Here is a 16,822-nt window from a genome sequence, read left to right as displayed (position 1 = left end):
TTTACCTTCCCTGCTCGTCGGCTTTGGCCTGCGCGTTCTGGAAGAAGACGATCGGGATCACCAGGATCAAAAGCAGGATCGTCGCGACAGCGGAGGAGACCGGCCAGTCGCGGTTCGAGTTGAACTCGCTCCAGAGCGTCTTGCCGATCATCAGAGTCTGCGATCCGCCGAGCAGGTCGGGAATGACGAATTCACCGACGGCCGGGATGAAGACCAGCATGCAGCCGGCGATAACGCCCGGGAGCGAAAGCGGGAACGTCACACGCCAAAAGGCCGTGATCGGCGTGCAGCCGAGATCCTGCGCGGCCTCGATCAGCGTCCCGTCCATCTTTTCCAGCGAGGAATAGAGCGGCAGAACCATGAACGGCAGGTAGGAGTAGACGATGCCGATATAGACGGCGATGTTGGTGTTCAGGATGATGAGAGGGCTGTCGATGATCCCGCTGGCCATCAGCACCTGATTTAGCAGGCCCTCCGGCTTCAGGATCGCGATCCAGGCATAGACGCGGATCAGGAAGCTCGTCCAGAAGGGCAGGATGACGAGCATGAGCAGTGTCGGGCGAATGCTGCGAGGGGCCTGCGCCATGCCATAGGCAATCGGATAAGCGATGAGAAGCGTCAGGAATGTCGAGATCGCGGCGATAACGACGCTTGAGATGTAGGCGTTGAAATACAGCGGATCGTCGATGAGGTAATTGTAATTTTCGAAGGAGAAGGTCGATGCCTTGTCCCAAAAGCCCGTCCAGCCATCGCCGAACGAAAAGACGGGCGTATAGGGCGGCATCGCGATCGCCGTTGCCGACATCGAGATACGGAAGACGATGAAGAACGGCGCGAGAAAGAAGATCAGCAACCAAGCATAGGGAACGATGATCACGAGGCGGCTGTAGATCGCGGAACCAAGCCTGCCCATGGTCAATCCCTCAAAATCACGCCGGCATCTTCGGCGAAGGAGATCCAGACTTCCTGGTCGTATGTGAAGGGATCATCGACCGCACGCTGCGCATTGAGGGAGGAAGCCTTCACGACCTTTCCGCTCTTCAGCTTGACATGGAAAACCGTCATATCGCCGAGATAGCCGATATCCCAAAGCTCGCCGGACGCTGCATTTACCGAAGAGTTCCGCGGCGGATGACGAAGCACCTTCATTTTTTCAGGTCGGATTGCAAAGCCGGCATTGCTGCCCGTCGCGGGCTTATCGGATGTCGTGACCTTGATGGTGAAACCGCTGTCGACCGCAATCTCGACCGTACCGGCCTCGGTGGAAGCAACCTGGCCGTCGAAGATGTTCACATCGCCGATGAAATCCGCCACGAAACGCGAATTCGGGGCTTCGTAGATTTCCGCCGGCGTCGCCACCTGGACGACCTTGCCGTGGCTCATGACTGCGATGCGATCTGCCATCGTCATCGCCTCTTCCTGGTCATGGGTCACGACGACGAAGGTGAGGCCGAGATTCTGCTGCAGATCCATGAGCTCGAACTGCGTTTCCTCGCGCAGCTTCTTGTCAAGTGCGCCAAGCGGTTCGTCGAGCAGCAATACTTTGGGGCGTTTGGCAAGCGAGCGGGCGAGCGCCACGCGCTGACGCTGACCGCCGGAAAGCTGGTTCGGCTTGCGGGAGGCAAACTGCTCCAGCTTCACCATCTTCAGCATCTGCATAACGCGCTCGATGATTTCGTCCTTCGGCATGCCGTCCTGGCGCAGGCCAAAAGCGATGTTCTTCTCGACCGTCATGTGGGGGAAGAGCGCGTAGGACTGGAACATCATGTTGACCGGCCGCCTGTGGGGCGGAGTACCTGCCAGGTTCGTGCCGTCGAGGATCACTTCGCCGGAGGTCGGCTGCTCGAAGCCGGCGAGCATGCGCAACAATGTCGACTTGCCGCAGCCCGATGCGCCGAGCAATGCAAAGAATTCGCGATGATAGATATTCAGCGACAGGTCATTCACGGCGGTGAAGTCGCCGAACTTCTTCGTCACGTTCTTGAAGGAGATAAACGGCTTGGAAGCCGGATCGGCCCAAGGCGCGAAGGTGCGGCGAATATTGCCAAGTGACTTCATTTGGTTCCCCGAGACATGATTTGAGAACCGGCCCTCCCCACGGCCGGCAGTCGCCAAGAAAAGGCCCGGACGTTTCCGCCCGGGCCTGAATTTCGTTTATTGGCCGGTGACAACTTTTGTCCAGAGCCGGGTCGCTGTGCGTTGGGTTTTCGGGTCCCAGGGCGAAACCGTGAAGAGTTTCTTCATCACGTCCTCGGTCGGATAGATCGCCGGGTCTTCGAGCACCTCCTTGCTGATGAACTGCTGCGAAGTCTTGTTGCCGTTGGCGTAGAAGACATAGTCGCTCGCCTTGGCGATGACCTCCGGCTTCATGATGTAGTTCAAGAACTCGTGCGCTTCGGCAACATGCGGCGCATCGGCCGGAATCGCCATCATGTCGAACCACATCTGGGCGCCCTGAGTAGGTATCGAGTAGTCGACTTCGACATTGTTATTGGCCTCGGAAGCGCGGTCGCGTGCCTGCAGCATGTCGCCGGAATATCCGAAGGCGATGCAGATATCGCCGTTTGCGAGCGCGTTGATGTATTCGGACGAATGGAACTTGCGGACGAAGGGGCGGATCGAGGTCATCAGGTCCTCGGCCTTCTTGAAGTCCTCCGCGCTGGTCGTGTTCGGATCGACGCCGATATACTGGAAGGCAGCCGAGAGCACGTCCTTCGGCGCATCAAGCAGATAGATGCCGCAATCCTTGAACTTCTCGGCAACCTTCGGATCGAAGATCACCTCGAGACCCGGCTTGACGTCAGGACCGAGAATTTCGGCAACCTTCTTGACGTTGTAGCCAATGCCGTTGGTGCCCCACATGTAGTCGATGGCGTATTCGTTGCCCGGATCGTATTGCGCAGTGCGCTGCTGGATCACATCCCACATGTTGGAGATATTCGGCAGCTTCGACTTGTCGAGCTTCTGGAAAACGCCAGCCTGGATCTGGCGCTGCAGGAAGTCGGCGGTCGGCACCACGACATCGTAGCCGGTCCCGCCTGCAAGAAGCTTGGTTTCAAGCGTCTCATTGGAATCGAAGGTGTCGTAGACGACCTTGATGCCGGTTTCCTTGGTGAAATCCTCAAGGATGGAATTGTCGATATAATCCGACCAGTTATAGACGTTGACGACACGCTCCTGCGCAAACCCCGGCGCTGCAGCGAAAACGGCAACGACGGCCGTGGCCGCAAGTCCTGCGATTCTTGACCTCATATTATCTCCTGTCGGTTATTTATTATAAGCGCTGCAGGCATCACCCCGGACACCATTTCCCTCTGGATTTGCGGGTAGACTAGAAAGGATTTTGTGAGGCGACAAGCGCAAAATCCTGCACTGTCAATGATTTCACCGGTCACTGAAAATCGAAGGCGCTGAGCCCTGCTACCATCTCATCTAACCCAAGCGGGCGGGTAACGGGCGGTTCGGCGCGCGCAAGGCAGCCCTTCCTCTCGCAAAGGCGACAGGCAGGCCCGATCGCCACCGAATGCGGGGTCGCAGAGAGGGCTTGGCCATAGGCGGTGCTGTCTTTGAGGGCGATCTCGCAGCCGAGCAGAAGTGCTGTGCGCCGGACCCGTTCGCCAAAGGGCGCATGCGGCCCGTCAAGCGTCCGCGCGATGGTAAGATAGGTGGAGCCGTCCGGCATCTCGGCAGCCTCGGCCAGAACCTGGCCGGGCTGGAGAAAGGCGGCGTGGATGTTGAGCTTGGGACAGCCGCCGCCGAAGCGCGCGTGGGGAAAACCTGCCGCTCCTGCCCGCCGCAGCCGATGACCTGCGGCATCGACCTCCATGACAAAGAACGGAACGCCGGCATTGGCTGGCCGCTGCAGCATCGTCAGCCGTGTCGCAGCCTGGCCGAACGAACAGCCGAAGCGCGCGCAAAGGATATCGATGTCATAGCGCGATGCTTTTGCTGCAGAAAGGAACGCGTCATAGGGCATCATCAGCGCAAGTGCTGCGTAACGTGCGAGCTCGAAACGGACAATGCGTCTCGCCTCCTGCGTCGAGAGGCTGAGTGTTTCCAGTTCCCGCGCAATGGCATCGCGAAGCGCCAGCGTCGAGACCTCGATGGCGATTTCCTGGAGCTGATCGGCAGCCGCAAGGCGCTCCGAGATAAAAAGCCGCATGGAATGCCGGTCGAAGCGGCGACGCAGATCGGGCATGACGTGCACCGGCAGGATGCGGACGCCGATGCCACGCTCCTTCTGCAGCCAGTCCTTTAGAACCTGCGCGCGTTCACCTGCCGGCAGAGTCACGAAAAAGGCCTCGGCAGCCTCTTCAAGCGCGCCGAAATAGGCAGAACGGCGCTCCAGCACGTCGCGCACTTCATCTGCCGGCAGCCGCGCGCCAGCGGCCGGCGCCTGCCCCTCTCCGGCCATCAGGACCGTCAGATCGGAAAGCCGCATAGCCTGCTCGCGATAGGCGCGATAGAGCTTCACGACACCGCTTGCCGCATTTGGCGCGGCTTCTGCGACTTCGACGAGTTCCTGGTCTCCGGGCAGTTCGCCCGAAAGCAGCGGATCGGCAAAAACCTCGCGCAACTGCGCAAGATTGTTTCCAGGCTCACTCTGCAGCTCCTCAAGGTCGACCTTGTAGACCGAGGCCAGCTTCAAGAGGAGCTGCACCGTCAATGGCCGCTGATTGCGCTCGATCAGATTGAGATAGGATGGCGAAATTCCCAATGCCTCGGCCATCGCCGTCTGCGTGACCGCCAGGCCGTTGCGAATCCGGCGTACCTTCGGACCTGCAAATATCTTCCGCTCGACCATTCGGCGGCTCCCGTATCGACACATTTACAAACATTCACAATTTTACACGACGACTTTGTAAATGCTCCCGCAACCTAACCTCAATTCTCCCCTATAAATCAAGCTTTTCCTGGCAATTGCCCGCGGTTTTGTAAATTATGTCACACAGCTCATGAAGCCATGTCTACCGCGAAGGAGGAAATCGTGACAGAATTTGACAAGCTTATCCGCAATGTTCCGGCAGGCCGTTTTGACGGTATCGAACGACCCTATCTGCCTGAGGACGTGAAGAGGTTGCGGGGCTCCGTCGAACTTCGCTATTCACTCGCCGAGATCGGCGCGAACCGGCTGTGGCAACTGCTGCATCAGGACGATTTCGTCAACGCGCTCGGAGCACTTTCCGGCAATCAGGCGATGCAGATGGTGCGTGCCGGTCTGAAGGCAATCTACCTGTCCGGCTGGCAGGTCGCAGCCGATGCCAACACAGCGTCGGCAATGTATCCCGACCAATCGCTTTATCCCGCCAATGCCGGGCCCGAACTCGCCAAGCGGATCAACCGCACGCTTCAGCGCGCCGACCAGATCGAGACATCGGAGGATCGCGGCCTATCCGTCGAAACATGGTTCGCGCCGATCGTTGCCGATGCCGAAGCCGGCTTCGGCGGACCGCTCAATGCCTTCGAGATCATGAAGGCCTATATCGAAGCTGGCGCTGCCGGTGTCCATTTCGAGGACCAGCTGGCATCTGAAAAGAAGTGCGGGCATCTCGGCGGCAAGGTGTTGATTCCGACCGCGGCCCACATCCGCAATCTGAACGCGGCGCGTCTTGCTGCAGACGTCATGGGGGTTCCCACACTCGTCATCGCCCGTACGGACGCAGAAGCGGCAAAGCTCCTGACCTCGGACATCGACGAGCGCGACCGGCCCTTCGTCGACTACGATGCCGGGCGCACGGTCGAAGGCTTCTACCAGGTGCGCAATGGCCTGGAGCCCTGCATTGCCCGTGCCGTTGCCTATGCGGCGCATTGCGATCTCATCTGGTGCGAAACCTCCAAACCCGATCTGGAGCAGGCACGACGATTTGCCGAGGGCGTGCACAAGGTCCATCCCGGCAAGCTTCTTGCCTACAACTGCTCGCCTTCGTTCAACTGGAAGAAAAATCTCGACGACGCGACGATCGCCAAGTTCCAGCGGGAACTCGGCGCGATGGGCTACAAGTTCCAGTTCATCACGCTCGCTGGCTTCCACCAGCTGAACTTCGGCATGTACGAACTGGCGCGCGGCTACAAGGACCGGCAGATGGCTGCCTATTCGGAACTGCAGCAGGCCGAGTTTTCCGCCGAGGCACGGGGCTATACGGCGACCAAGCACCAGCGTGAAGTCGGGACCGGCTACTTCGATGCCGTCTCGCTCGCCATCACCGGCGGCAAGTCCTCGACGACTGCAATGAAGGAATCGACCGAACATGCCCAATTCAAACCCGCAGCCGAGTAGCCACACCAAAGGAGAAAAGGCCATGGCTTCCATCGCACGTGTCCGCGAAAGAGCGGAAGAACAATCCTCCAGCATGAGCGCCGATCAGCAGGCCACGATCCGCATGCTCGCAAACGACCTGCACCGGCTGAATCAGTCCGTGATGAAGGCCGTCGAGGCCGGGGTCTCGGTCGAACTGGTGCGCTCCGCCCGCCACCACGGCGGAGACGGCAATTGGGGCGATCTCCTGATCCCTGTCGTCGTCGCCAACAGGATGTAGGATCAAGGATGGCGGCGCCCTTTGGCGCCGCCATCTGCGCTATTCGACGTAATTGTCACTGTCACGAAAGGCGGGCATAATAAGCTTCCGCTCATATGAGAGGCCGGATGCCCGCCACGACACACGCCAATCTTGAATCTCTGACGGACCTGGTCTACGGCGCATTGTTTGGCGAAACGGACTGGCAGGACTTTCTCGACACGCTCAATACGAGAATGCCTGATGCGAAGACGACGCTTTTTTACCACGACAGTGTGGCGGGCGCCGGTGCCTTTTCGCTCTCATCGGGCTTGGACGATACCGGCCTGGAAGGCTACAATCGGTACTATTGCACCATCAACCCGTGGATGCCGAAGGCAGCCGTGCGGCCAGTCGGCCTCGGCGTCATCGCCGACCAGATGCTGCCGCATGCCGAACTCGTCAAAACGGAATTCTACAATGACTTTCTGCGCAGCATCGGCTGCCGCAGCAGCGTTGGCGTAACGATCCTTCGCGAGAAAAACCGGTCCTTCAATCTGTCGACGCTAACATCGAGCACCGACACCGGCTTCAACCGGATCAACGCCGATCTCCTGACAAGGCTCGCGCCGCATTTGCAGCGGGCCTTCGACTTCATGCGCCGGGATAAAGCAGACAATGAGACAGGCCGTTCGCTGTTCGACGCCATCGGCGTCGGGCTCATCTATATCAGTGAAGGCCGCCATGTCCGATCGATGAACCTTGCCGCAGAAAGGATGCTCGCCGCAGATGCCGGATTGAGCATCGCACCAACAGGACGTCTGATTTCCAGCGATCGAAATTTCCTCGAGCATCTCTCCTCTTTCTCACGCTACCGCCCCCCCGCCGCCGCAGGACCGTACATCGCGAAGTTCAGTTCTTCCTGCGCCTCGTTCAAATGCACGCTCGTGCGCCTCACTTCCGATTTCATGACCGAGTTTCTGCAGGGGCCAACCGCAGCGGTCGTCATCGAGCAGGTGGCCGTGGCGCGCCCCGAATTGAACGATCGTTTGCCTGCAAAGCTGCAACTGACTGCTGCCGAACTGCGGATCGCCTCCTCCATCGCCGCGGGTCTGTCGCCGCGCGAGACGGCCAAGCTGCATAGCATCAGCTACGAGACGGCCCGGACGCATCTGAAGAACATCTATTCAAAACTCGGCGTGAACAGCCAGGTCGCGCTTGTGCGGCGTCTGATGCCGTAGAATTCAGCTGCGGCTGGCGCGCTTGCCGGCGAAGAGATCGGCATAGCTTTTCAAAAGCTTCGTCATGCGATCCGCGACAGTTCGGATTTCCGGACGATGGCGATCCTCGTTGTTCAACACGATCCATTGCCGGTGGCGCAGCTCCGCAAGCTCGCCGCCGAGCCGTTGCAATTCCGGATCGAGATCGCCCACGAAACAGGGGAGCACCGCTTTTCCCGCACCGGCACGCACGAGGTCCGGCAGCGAACGGGGCCGGTTGACCGTCGCCACGATCGGCTCCCACGTCTGGCGGTACGGCCATCGGAGATAGGCAGAAATGGCCTCGTCCTCAGCGACCGCTATCCATCGGTTCTCCAGCTCGCTGGCATTGCGCCGGACATAGACCGCATAAGCGACCTCGCCCAGAAGCCGGGCGGCGAGATTGGCTTCGTCCGGCTCGAAAGCGCGAATGCCGATATCGCTCTCGCGGTAGGCGAGATTGGCCCGCGCCTCCCCGATCGTCAACACAATGTTGAAAGCATCGGCGGGCATGCGGATTGCGGAGAAGTTTTCTGTCAGCAGCCAGGCCACCCAGGTCCCGGCTGCGATCTTTACCGCTGCGCCGCCCTCGCCCGCCTGGCGCCAGGCATCGACTTTCCGGGCCGCCGCTTCCATCTCCTGGAGATGGCCGAGCAGCGTCTGACCGTCTCCGGTCAAACGGTAGCCGGTCTGGCTGCGGGCAAACAGCATCCGTCCCGTCTCCTGCTCCAGTTCAAGCATGCGCCGTCCGATCGTGGCCGGGCTCAAGCCGGTCGCGACACTCGCGCCGGTCAGCCCGCCGCGGCGCGCGACCTGCAGGAAAAGCTGATAGGAGTCCCATGGCGTATTTTTCATTGGTGAAAAACATAGCCGGATCTTTGATGTTTATGAAGCTATTTTTGATGTGTAGTTGAAGGGATGTCTTTAACGGAGGACATCACCGATGATCGAGCAGATCATGATAGCCAATTTGATCGGCCTTTCGCAGAACTGCCAACCAATCCAAAGGCGGGAGAGGACCGAGGACGACTTCTACAGGACTTTTGGAAGCTCGCCTTTCGTAATCTTCACCGCGTGGCTTTCAAACATCAGCCGTAGAAAGCAGAAGGATCGCACTTTACCGGCGCGATCCTCCTCCATGTCTTCAAGCTGCAAACCGGATCAGGCAGCCTGCCTTGCCCGGCCATGAGACTGTGCATGCGCTTCGATGCGGAACTGCTGCAGCAGGCTCATCAGCGTGTCGGCCTCGTCGGCAAGCTGGCGGCTTGCTTGTGTGGTTTCCTCGACCATCGAAGCGTTCTTCTGGGTCATCTGGTCCATGGCATTGACCGAACCATTGACCTCCTGCAGCGCCGCCGACTGATCCTGGCTCGCCGTGGCAATGGTTTCGACATGCTTGCTGATTGCAATGATCTCCTCGCTGATCGAGGCGAGCACGCTGCCGGTCTTTTGCACCAGCGCAGAGCCCGCCGTCACTTCCCGGCTGGACTTTTCGATCAGACCCTTGATCTCGCGGGCGGCATCTGCCGAGCGCTGCGCCAATTCGCGGACTTCCTGGGCGACGACCGCAAAGCCCTTGCCCGCCTCGCCTGCTCGCGCTGCTTCAATACCGGCATTGAGGGCCAAAAGGTTCGTCTGGAAAGCGATATCATCGATGACTTCGATGATCTGTTCGATCTGCCGAGAAGCCTGCTCGATGCGCCCCATGGCGGCCACGGCCTCGCTGACGACGACCCCGGAGCTATCGGCGGTCTTCTTCGTGGCAGTGACTGCGTTGTTTGCTTCGCGAGCACGCCCTGCAGACGAGCGCACCGTCACGGTGATCTCTTCGACAGCGGCTGCCGTTTCTTCCAGGCTGGCCGCCTGCGCTTCGGTTCGCTTGGAAAGCTCGCCGGCTGACGTCAGCATCGCGCCGCTATTGCGCTGGATGGCATTGGCATTTTCGCGAATCTGGACGAGTGTATCTTGCAGTCGCACAAGCGATGCGTTGAAATCGACGCGCAATTGCTCCAGCCGGCCAACAAACGGCGTCTCGATGGTCTGGGAGACGTCGCCCCTTGCGAGGCGTCCGAGGCCCGCCGCGAGCTGGTCCACGGCAAAGTCGATCTGACCATCGAGCGAACGCTTTTCGGCATCGTTGCGGGCACGCTCGGCTTCGCTCAGCGCCCGCTGTTCTGCAGCCTGCGCCTCGAGACCCTGCCGGGCGCGGGCGCTGTCGCGGAAGGCGGCCAAGGCACGTCCGATCTCACCAAATTCGTTCTTCTTGTCGTGGCAGGGAATTGTGCCGTCAAGATCGCCGGCCGAGATCGAATGAACGGTCTGCGTCAGCGCAACAAGCGGCTTCACGCAGGCGCGGATTGCAAAAAACGCAAGCGCGCCGACAAGCAGCATGACGGCAGCACCGACGCCGAGGACCATAGTCTGCAGGTGATTGGTGCGGGCGAAATAGACTTCCATCGGAATGCCGATGAAGAGGATGCCGACATGGGCGCCGGCGGCACTCTTGACCGGGAAATAGCCAGTCATGAAATTCCGGCCGAAGAGCTGCGCCGGACCGTAGTAGGCCCTGCCGTTGGCGAGAACCGGTTGCGCGGGATGATCGGCTGCAAGCTTGGTGCCGACAGCGCGGCTGCCATCTTCCTTCTTCACGTTGGTCGAAACCCGGACATAGTCATTGCCCTGCTTCTGAAAGACCGTCGCGACACCGGCGATCGACTGGGCCGTGCGATCGACGAGGGCATGATCCTTGAATTCGGGAATGTCATCTTCCGTCACGGCGAGAAGCTCACCTGCCGTTACGCCGACAGACGCGTTCGCATTCGCCGCTCCATAGAGTACCGCCATCGTTCGGCTTGCACCCCTTGCGTCCGAAACGGCGCTTTCCATCACGTATCGGCTGAGATTGTGGTGTGTGACAGCGACGATCGCCGCGGTGCTGATGGCGAGCAGAGCAAGCGTGATCGCAACCACCTGACGCACGATGGATGTCGAAAAGAATCGCGGCATGAAGACCTCCGGTGTTTACAACCACAGTAAGAATAGGCAAAAAGCGTTAAGGATCTGTCCAGCAGTTGCTTTGCGTGAAAAAAGTCGCAACGGGCCTTCTGACAGCTGCTTTCGTGCCCGCCACAAGTACGGCCCATTTGCAACCACAGGAAGCACCCTGCCGAAACGAAGCCGCTACGTGATTGCCGGACGGATGCGTTTATGCCGCGCGATGGAACCTTGCGTCGGAGCCTTCGCCGTCGATCTTGAACTGCTGGACGAGACCGAGAAGCGCATCGGCCTGCCCGGCAAGTTCGCGGCTCGCAGCCGTCGTCTCCTCCACCATCGCGGCGTTCTGCTGGGTCATCTGGTCCATCTGATTGACGGTCGCATTGACTTCCTGCAGGGCACTCGACTGGTCATTGCTTGCGCGGGCGATCATCTCGACATGCCGGCTGATCGTCACGATCTGCGCGCTGATCCTTGCAAGCACGGTTCCGGTCTCCTGCACGAACTGCGAGCCTGAGCTGACCTCCGTCGTCGACTTGTTGATCAAGCCCTTGATTTCCTTTGCGGCAGCGGCCGAACGCTGCGCCAGTTCGCGGACCTCCATGGCAACCACTGCAAACCCCTTGCCCGCATCGCCAGCCCGCGCGGCTTCGATGCCGGCGTTCAGCGCCAACAGGTTGGTCTGGAAGGCGATCTCGTCGATGACGCCGATGATCTGTTCGATCTGGCGCGATGCGTCCTCGATGCGGGTCATCGCGTCAATGGCGTTGGTGACGACGGTTGCAGAATCGTCGGCGCTGCGCTTGGCCTCGCGAACAACCTGGTCGGCATCCTTGGCACGCGCCGCCGACGAACGGACGGTGACGGTGATCTCATCGACTGCGGCCGCCGTTTCCTCGAGAGAAGCGGCCTGATGCTCTGTGCGCTTTGCGAGATCCTCGGCGGACTGAGCCATCTGATTGCCGTTGCCCTGGATCATTTCGACATTGTCGCGGATCTGGCCCATCGTTGCCTGGAGGCGCAGCATCGAGCCGTTGAAATCCCGGCGCAGCTGCTCGAGGCGGCCGATGAATGGCGTTTCGATCGTGGTCGAAATGTCGCCCTGCGCCATGCGTTCGAGGCCGGCGGCAAGCTCGTTGACGGCGAACTCGATCTGGCGATCCATCTCGCGCTTTTCGGCGTCGTTGCGCTGGCGCTCCTGTTCGGCGGCCGCGCGCTCTTCTTCGCTTTCTTCCTCGATGCGGATCTTCGAGATCGCATTTTCCTTGAAGATGCCGAGGGCCCGGGCCATGTCGCCGATCTCGTCGGACCGCTTCTCGCCGGAAATGCTGGTATCGAGCGCACCGTCGGCAATGCGGCGCATGGCGGCGGTAATCTGGCCGATCGGACGCTGCAGAGTGAGCACCAGTGCGAAACCGCCGACGATCGAGACGAGGATGCCGAGGCCGGTCGTCAGAACGGAGATGCTGTTTGCCTGCGTGCGCTCGGTTCCTGCCGACTGCTTCTGCAGCTCGGCAAAGGTGGTCAGTTGGCCCCAGACGCCATCGAGCTGCTGGCGGGCGGCTGCATAGTCGGTGATACGCTGGCCGATCGTCGCGACCAGCTTTTCGCCGTCGCTGTCCATGGAAGCCAGTGCGGGCGACATGGCGGCGACGATGTCTTCCGCAAAGTCCATGCCCTTGGCGCTCGCAAGCAGCGTGTTGAGGTTGGTGCCAAGTGTGGTGATTTCCTGATGCAGGCGAACGCGGTTGTCCGGGTTCGGCTTGGCGGTGAATTCGCCAAGCACCAGCTGCAGAGAATAGATCGATGTCTCAAGACGACGAGTGTCTTCGAGAACGGAGTTCGTCTGGGCGATTCGACCGTCGAGCTCAACGAACGTCGTCGTGGCTTCCCGCATCATCTGCGTAGCCGTCAACTGCGTATAGGTCGACATCTGGCGGAAGCGGGAAACAAGGCGGCCAAGGTTGGCGATCGCTTCATCGCTGGCTGCATCAGGCGCTGCTGCCTGCGTCTTCAGGTCGTTGATCGTCTGGGCGATCGACTGCGTCATGCTCTTCTGGTTCTGAGGCACGGAGATCTCGATAAGGCGCTGCGCCTTGGCGATCTGCGGGATCGCGTCGGTCACGACCTTCAGCTTGTCGGCAGGCACCTGTGTTTTGTTGAAGGCAGCCATGACGGCGGCAAGCGTATCGCCGCCCTTCAGCAGCCGGTCGGCGGCGCGCAGCGTCGCGGTGGCATTGCCTTCGTCGTTGCGGATGTTTTCCTGGAGCTGCTGTGCGTCGTAATTGACATTGAAACGGCTGCTGATCAGCGCCTTCTGTGCGTCATCGATCGACTTGCGAAGCGCCAGCTCCTGTTCATGAAGAGACCATAACTTGCCGACGGTGTCTGCAATCCCAGCCGTGCCGTCCGAGGCGGCTTGCAGGTTCTCGCGGCCGTCATTGTCGCCGATCTGGTCCAGGGTGGCTTTCAGCGTATCTCGCTGCGTCTTGATGTCGGCATAGAGCTTGTCGCGCGCTTCCTGGTTGGTGATTTGCAGGAAATCGCCCATCGAGCCGTACAGATCCTTGAAGCCACTGAGCGACTGGAGGATGCTGTTTGAAATCTCCATGCGGCCCTGCAGCAGGCCGGAGGCATAGAGCCCTGTCAGGCCGACGGCCGAAATCGTGATCACGAAGGGCAGGACGAAGATCAAAACCTTGGTCTTGATCTTGAAGCGCGAAAGGATCTTGTCAATAAGCATGGCGATAACGGCCTTCCATACACCACTCCTCCCGCCGGCTGGAATCGGCGCCGGCCGAGTGCATCGAGCTGATTGTGGGACACTGGGAAACCCGAGCGGTCAGGCGGCAATCATTGCCAAATCATCTCCGCCACGAATGCGGTGATGCCCAAACATTTGCGGGTGAATGTGACAGACGATGTCTTAATATTCGGATAAGCTGAACCGTTTGAAATCGTGCCTCCCCGCAGCAGCCATCCGTCCAGGAGTGTGCCGCCCAAGGACAAGCGCAAATGCATGACGAAAGGGATGTGTCAGAAGCCCTGAACGATCAGGAAGGTCACCAGTGCTGCCGTCGCACCGGTTGCGAGCATCACGAAGCGGAAGGTCGCAAGCTTCGTATCAGGCTTTGCCTGAGCGATGGCAATGGCGCGGGCGCGTCGTGCGTTCCTGTTCATGCGAAGATCCTCACTTCTTTCAAGACTCAACAATCCATCAAAATGGTTTGCCGGTAAAGCGCAATTTAGCAAGCTCTCTTCTAACGGCCATTGGGACACGATGGCGCAACCTTCTTAACGAGTCTTGAATCTCCTGCTCAGATTCGTGCCTACAAGGATTCACCTGCGGCAAAACCCGAGGCCCAGGCCCACTGGAAGTTATAGCCGCCGAGCCATCCCGTCACATCGACGCATTCGCCGATGAAATAGAGGCCGGGTACGCCTTTTGCCTGCATCGTGCGTGAATCGAGCCCAGCGGTATCTATGCCTCCAAGCGTCACTTCGGCAGTTCGATAGCCTTCCGAGCCGGAAGGCTTGATCTTCCAGTTCTGCACCGCATCGCACAGACGGATGAGCCCCTTGTCCGAGAGATCGGCCATGTTGCCGGAAATGGCTTCGCGTTCCGTCAGATATTGCGCCAACCGCTTCGGCAGGATTTCACCGAGCGCCGTCTGGGCCGACTGGCGGCCGTTCGCCTGCCTGGCCTTCTTCAGGTGCACAAGAAGGTCGACATCCGGCTTGATATCGATGGCGATCTCATCCCCTTCCCGCCAATAGGAGGATATCTGCAAGATCGCCGGGCCGCTGAGGCCGCGGTGAGTAAAGAGCAGGGCCTCGCGGAAGCCGGTTTTTTGATGCCGGATTTCGGACGGTGCCGAGATCCCCGAAAGCGGCGCAATGCTTTGGAGAAGGACGGGATCGAGCGTCAGCGGCACGAGACCCGGTCGCGTTTCGACGAGCGTGAGACCGAACAGTTCGGCGATCCGGTAAGCAAAACCCGTCGCACCCATCTTCGGTATCGACTTGCCGCCGGTCGCCACGACGAGCGAGACGCACTCGTATTCGCCTTCGGACGTGCTGACGCGAAAACCGTCTCCTTCTTTCTCAACGGCCAGTATTTCGGTCTGCAACCGCAGTTGCACAGCTGCCGCGCGCATCTCGTCGACCAGCATCGCGATGATGTCCTTGGCGCTGTTGTCGCAGAAGAGCTGGCCGAGCGACTTTTCGTGCCAGGCAATTCCATGGCGGTCGACCATGGCGATGAAATCGGCAGGCGTGAAGCGTGCAAGGGCGGATTTGCTAAAGTGCGGATTGGCGGACAGCAAGTTTTTCGGGCCGGCATGGATATTGGTGAAATTGCAGCGGCCGCCGCCCGAAATGCGGATTTTCTCCCCCGGCGCTTTCGCGTGATCGAGCACGGCCACCGAGCGACCGCGCTGTCCGGCGCGGATGGCGCACATCATTCCGGCGGCGCCCGCGCCTATGACGATCACGTCGCTCTTCAGTCTCAATCCCGTTTTCCTTCTGTGAATGGCGCCTTCTTTTTCTATCGATTCGCGAAAGTCAACGCTGCCGCCCCTCGCCAATTGCCAAACTCCAGTTATGATGACCTTCCGATCAACCGCGAACATGTGTGTCATGTCACCCAAGAAGACGACGCTGAAACCTGCCAGAAACGTGCCTGCCTCTACGAAAATTCCCCCCGATCCCGGATCTTCGCGCGGTGTGGCAAACTGGAAGGAAGCGGCGCAGTGGCTTCGCGCACGCGGCATCGAGGACATCGAGTGCATCACCCCGGATCTTGCCGGCGTTCCGCGCGGCAAGATGATGCCGACATCGAAATTCACGTCCAATACGTCGCTGGCCCTTCCCTCGGCGATCTATCGCCACACGATATCCGGTGAATATCCAGAGGAGACAGAGAGCTTCCGCTACGAGCCTCGCGACAGCGACCTCAAGCTGATGCCCGATCTTTCGACGCTTTCCGTCGTTCCCTGGGAGACCGATCCGACGGCGCAGGTAATCTGCGATATCGTCAACTCGGAAGGCGAGGAGGTTCCCTATACACCGCGCAACCTCCTCAAGCGCATCATGGGACTGTACGCCGAACGCGGCTGGAAGCCGGTCGTGGCGCCAGAGATCGAATTCTATCTCGTCGCCAACAACGACGACCCGGATTATCCATTGCGCCCGCCCAAAGGCCGCTCGGGCCGCTCGATCCTCGGCGGCCAGGGCTATTCGATCGCCGGCATCAACGAATTCGACGAACTGATCGACGACATCTATCATTTCTCTGAAAAACAGGGCCTCGAGATCGACACGCTGATCCATGAGGAAGGACCGGCGCAGCTTGAGATCAACTTGCGCCATGGCGACCCGATCGAGCTTGCCGACCAGGTCTTCATGTTCAAGCGCACCATCCGAGAGGCTGCGCTGAAACACGATATCTATGCGACGTTCATGGCAAAGCCTATGCAGGGCCAGCCGGGCTCGGCGATGCATATCCACCAGTCGGTCGTCAGCATCGAGACCGGCAAGAACGTCTTTTCCAATGCCGACGGATCGGCTTCGAAGGAGTTCTTCCACTTCATCGGCGGCATGCAGAAATATGTGCCGAGCGCACTTGTGATGCTGGCGCCCTACGTCAATTCCTACCGGCGCCTTGCGCCGGACATGTCCTGCCCGGTCAACAACGCCTGGGGTTACGACAACCGCACCACCGCATTCCGCGTGCCGGTTTCGGACCCGCAGGCACGGCGCGTCGAAAATCGGCTGCCGAGTTCCGATGCCAACCCCTATCTGGCCCTGGCTGCTTCGCTGGCATCGGGCCTTCTCGGCATCACCAGGGAGATCGAACCGACGGCACCGACCGAGGACGCAGCCAATGAGGGGTCGATCGACCTTCCGCGCGGTCTGCTCGAAGCCGTGGCGCTCTTGGAAGACGAACCGGCATTCGAGGAGGTGTTCGGCAAGGAATTCATCGGCCTCTATGCGGGCGTGAAGCGGGGAGAGTTCGAAACCTTCATGCAGGTGATCAGCCCCTGGGAACGCGAATTCCTGCTGCTCAACGTGTGA

The 16,822-nt window shown here is 59.9% G+C and carries 13 protein-coding genes; 4 read left to right on the top strand and 9 right to left on the bottom strand.

Annotated elements, in window-relative coordinates; genetic code table 11:
• Position 1 precedes the first annotated feature (1 nt).
• The 4 genes from AM571_RS03825 to AM571_RS03810 all read right to left on the bottom strand — a co-directional run bounded on the left by AM571_RS03825 (position 2) and on the right by AM571_RS03810 (position 4,804).
• Entirely contained in the window at positions 2–913 is a 912-nt protein-coding gene (locus tag AM571_RS03825; RefSeq protein WP_074060261.1) for an ABC transporter permease subunit, read from the bottom strand.
• Between the two features lie 2 nt (positions 914–915).
• Positions 916–2,058 carry an ABC transporter ATP-binding protein gene (locus AM571_RS03820; protein ID WP_074060260.1) on the bottom strand — a complete coding sequence of 381 codons (1,143 nt, stop codon included), beginning with the start codon at positions 2,056–2,058 and terminating at the stop codon, positions 916–918.
• Positions 2,059–2,154: 96 nt separating this feature from the next.
• Entirely contained in the window at positions 2,155–3,252 is a 1,098-nt protein-coding gene (locus AM571_RS03815; RefSeq protein WP_074060259.1) for a polyamine ABC transporter substrate-binding protein, read from the bottom strand.
• 139 nt (positions 3,253–3,391) lie between these two features.
• Positions 3,392–4,804, bottom strand: a complete 1,413-nt coding sequence (locus tag AM571_RS03810; protein ID WP_074060258.1) for a helix-turn-helix domain-containing protein — start codon at positions 4,802–4,804, stop codon at positions 3,392–3,394.
• Positions 4,805–4,963: 159 nt separating this feature from the next.
• Between AM571_RS03810 and aceA the strand changes: the two genes are divergently transcribed.
• The 3 genes from aceA (at position 4,964) to AM571_RS03795 (ending at position 7,735) form a co-directional block, all read left to right on the top strand.
• The gene (aceA, locus tag AM571_RS03805; protein ID WP_420493365.1) at positions 4,964–6,277 is read left to right on the top strand and encodes an isocitrate lyase; all 1,314 of its coding nucleotides are present in this window, start codon (positions 4,964–4,966) and stop codon (positions 6,275–6,277) included.
• A gap of 22 nt (positions 6,278–6,299) precedes the next feature.
• Positions 6,300–6,536 carry a hypothetical protein gene (locus tag AM571_RS03800; protein ID WP_022717214.1) on the top strand — a complete coding sequence of 79 codons (237 nt, stop codon included), beginning with the start codon at positions 6,300–6,302 and terminating at the stop codon, positions 6,534–6,536.
• A 107-nt stretch (positions 6,537–6,643) separates the two neighbouring features.
• A complete protein-coding gene (locus tag AM571_RS03795) occupies positions 6,644–7,735 on the top strand; it encodes a helix-turn-helix transcriptional regulator (RefSeq protein ID WP_074060257.1) in 1,092 nt (363 codons plus the stop codon).
• A 3-nt stretch (positions 7,736–7,738) separates the two neighbouring features.
• Here AM571_RS03795 and AM571_RS03790 read toward each other — a convergent pair whose 3' ends face one another.
• The 5 genes from AM571_RS03790 to AM571_RS03770 all read right to left on the bottom strand — a co-directional run bounded on the left by AM571_RS03790 (position 7,739) and on the right by AM571_RS03770 (position 15,297).
• Positions 7,739–8,608: a LysR family transcriptional regulator gene (locus AM571_RS03790; protein WP_074060256.1), complete on the bottom strand. Its 870-nt coding sequence runs from the start codon at positions 8,606–8,608 to the stop codon at positions 7,739–7,741.
• Positions 8,609–8,914: 306 nt separating this feature from the next.
• Positions 8,915–10,759, bottom strand: a complete 1,845-nt coding sequence (locus AM571_RS03780) for a methyl-accepting chemotaxis protein (RefSeq protein ID WP_074060254.1) — start codon at positions 10,757–10,759, stop codon at positions 8,915–8,917.
• Positions 10,760–10,958: 199 nt separating this feature from the next.
• A complete protein-coding gene (locus AM571_RS03775) occupies positions 10,959–13,490 on the bottom strand; it encodes a methyl-accepting chemotaxis protein (RefSeq protein WP_074060253.1) in 2,532 nt (843 codons plus the stop codon).
• Between the two features lie 293 nt (positions 13,491–13,783).
• Positions 13,784–13,927 (bottom strand): hypothetical protein, encoded by a 144-nt coding sequence (locus AM571_RS36850; RefSeq protein ID WP_165918516.1) that lies wholly within the window; start codon positions 13,925–13,927, stop codon positions 13,784–13,786.
• A gap of 149 nt (positions 13,928–14,076) precedes the next feature.
• Positions 14,077–15,297 carry an NAD(P)/FAD-dependent oxidoreductase gene (locus AM571_RS03770; protein ID WP_074063055.1) on the bottom strand — a complete coding sequence of 407 codons (1,221 nt, stop codon included), beginning with the start codon at positions 15,295–15,297 and terminating at the stop codon, positions 14,077–14,079.
• A gap of 88 nt (positions 15,298–15,385) precedes the next feature.
• Between AM571_RS03770 and AM571_RS03765 the strand changes: the two genes are divergently transcribed.
• Positions 15,386–16,822, top strand: coding sequence for a glutamine synthetase family protein (locus AM571_RS03765; protein WP_074060252.1), 1,437 nt, complete (start codon positions 15,386–15,388; stop codon positions 16,820–16,822).

This window comes from Rhizobium etli 8C-3 (genome assembly GCF_001908375.1).
Taxonomy (GTDB): domain Bacteria; phylum Pseudomonadota; class Alphaproteobacteria; order Rhizobiales; family Rhizobiaceae; genus Rhizobium; species Rhizobium etli_B.
Note: the sequence above shows the minus strand (reverse complement) of the source record. Positions and strands in the feature narration are given on the sequence as shown.